General features: G+C 72.4%; 2 protein-coding genes and 1 pseudogene. All 3 read right to left on the bottom strand.

Annotated elements, in window-relative coordinates; translation table 11 throughout:
* A partial coding sequence (locus AB0J09_RS63935; RefSeq protein ID WP_360714170.1) for a phosphotransferase occupies positions 1 to 521 on the bottom strand: 521 nt, incomplete at its 3' end.
* 429 nt (positions 522 to 950) lie between these two features.
* Positions 951 to 1433, bottom strand: a complete 483-nt coding sequence (locus AB0J09_RS63930) for a (2Fe-2S)-binding protein (protein WP_360714168.1) — start codon at positions 1431 to 1433, stop codon at positions 951 to 953.
* Positions 1430 to 1781: pseudogene (locus tag AB0J09_RS63925) on the bottom strand (hypothetical protein); the annotation flags it as partial. The gene AB0J09_RS63930 and the pseudogene AB0J09_RS63925, both read right to left, overlap by 4 nt.

Below are 1781 nucleotides of genomic sequence, written 5' to 3'. Positions count from 1 at the left end.
GGGGTCGGCTGGTAGGACGCGTGGAAGAGGTCGGCGGTGTCGTCCGGCAGCAGAGTCCAGGCGGCGGCGAGGTCGACGGCCGGATCGCCGGCGAACAGGGCGCCGAAGTCGATCACGCCGCAGAGGGTGCCGTCCGCGGTGAGGACGTTGGCCGCATGCAGGTCGCCGTGGAGCCAGAGCGCGGGGCCTGCCCAGCCGGGCGCGGCGGCGGCGTCCCAGATCGCGCGGACGGCGTCCGGGTCGGGGATGAGCCCCCGCTCGATGGCCTCGGCGAGCTGTTGGGCGACCCACTTGGAGGAGCCGGCCAGCGGCCCTCCTCGACCCTGGCCGTCGGTGTCCACCTGTTCGGGGGCGGGTTGGTGAAGAGCGGTCAGGAAGGCGGCCAGGGCGGTGGCCGCCTCCGCGCCGCGCGTGACGGGGGCGCGGTCGGCGGGCTCGCCCGGCAGCCAGGTGGTGACGATCCAGGGGCGCGGAAACCGCGGTGAGGGCTCGCCGAGGCGCTGCGGGACGGGAACCGGCAGCGGAAGACGCGGGGCCAGGACGGGCAGCCAGGTGTGCTCCTTGAGGGGGTCCCCGTAGCTTTGGCCGAAAATACAACAGATACGCCTCTTGCCTGCGTTGACAGGCAGGGCTCGGGGCCTGGCCCATCAGACTGAGACCTCTGCATAAGCGAAGGTGGTAGGCATATCTGTTAGATCCTGCGCCATTACTACCGGGACCCCGGGATGTCGGCGCGAATCCGCCGGGCGACCTTTCCTCAGCGGGACTTCCCGGCCCTGCCAGTCCATGGCCGCCTTGACGCAGCCGGCCGGCGAAGAGGCCCTCGTACAGCCTGCCCGGAACAGGGAAGGGCGAAATGGACGTCGATGATCTCAGTGGCGGAGGTCTCCCGTGATCGCCATCTTCCGTTCCTGGCCTCTGGGGCTGCCCTCGCGTTCGCGAGGGTTGCCTCAGGTTGGCTTGTCCGCCCACTCGCGCGCGGCGCGCATGATCGCGCGTCGAATGGGTTCGTAGCCGGTGCACCGGCAGATGTTAGAGCCGACCAGAGCGGCGACGCGCTCCGGGGCGTCGCCGATGCCGGGATCGCGCTCCAGCGCCCCGGCGGCCACCATCAAGAAGCCCGGCGTGCAGAAGCCGCACTGCAGGGCGTGCTCGGCGGAGAAGGCCCGCTGCAAGGGGTGGGGCTCGCCGTCGGGACCAGCCAGCCCTTCCACGGTACGCACCGAGCTGCCGTCGCACTGCACGGCCAGCATGAGGCACGATCGCACGGCCCGGCCGTCGACCAGCACCGTGCACGCCCCGCAGACGCCGTGCTCGCAGCCCAGATGCGTGCCAGTGAGGCGGCAGTCGTCACGCAGCACGTCGGCCAGCACCCGGCGGGGCTCCACGTCGAGCGGGTACTGCTCGCCGTTCACCGTGAGGGTGATCTTCATCGGTGGTCTCCCTCGCTCGCGGCGACTCGCGCGCGCTGGTCACGCGCGGCCTCGCACAGGGTTCTGCCGACCAGGACGGCGATGGCCTGCCGCCGGTACTCCACGTCCGCGTACGGCTCGGCCACGGGAGCCGCGTCCTGCTCGGCGGCGATGCGGCCGGCGCGGGCGAAGCGGTGGTCGCCGGTCACCCGGTGTCCTGCAGGGGGCGCGAGGTCGGCGCCGATCAGCGCCCGCTCGGCGGCCCTGGCCCGCACCGGCCTGTCGGCGCAGTTGACGAGCCCGATCCTGGCCTCGACGATCACCCCGTCGCGTGCGGTGAGCGTTGCCGCCACGGCCACCTGGGCGAAG

Origin of the sequence: Nonomuraea sp. NPDC049784 (assembly GCF_040659615.1) — a bacterium.
Taxonomy (GTDB): domain Bacteria; phylum Actinomycetota; class Actinomycetes; order Streptosporangiales; family Streptosporangiaceae; genus Nonomuraea.
Note: the sequence above shows the minus strand (reverse complement) of the source record. Positions and strands in the feature narration are given on the sequence as shown.

Coding starts and splice junctions, on each gene's coding strand:
- AB0J09_RS63930 (WP_360714168.1), bottom strand. CDS start 1,433: ATGAAGATCACCCTCACGGTGAACGGCGAGCAGTACCCGCTCGACGTG.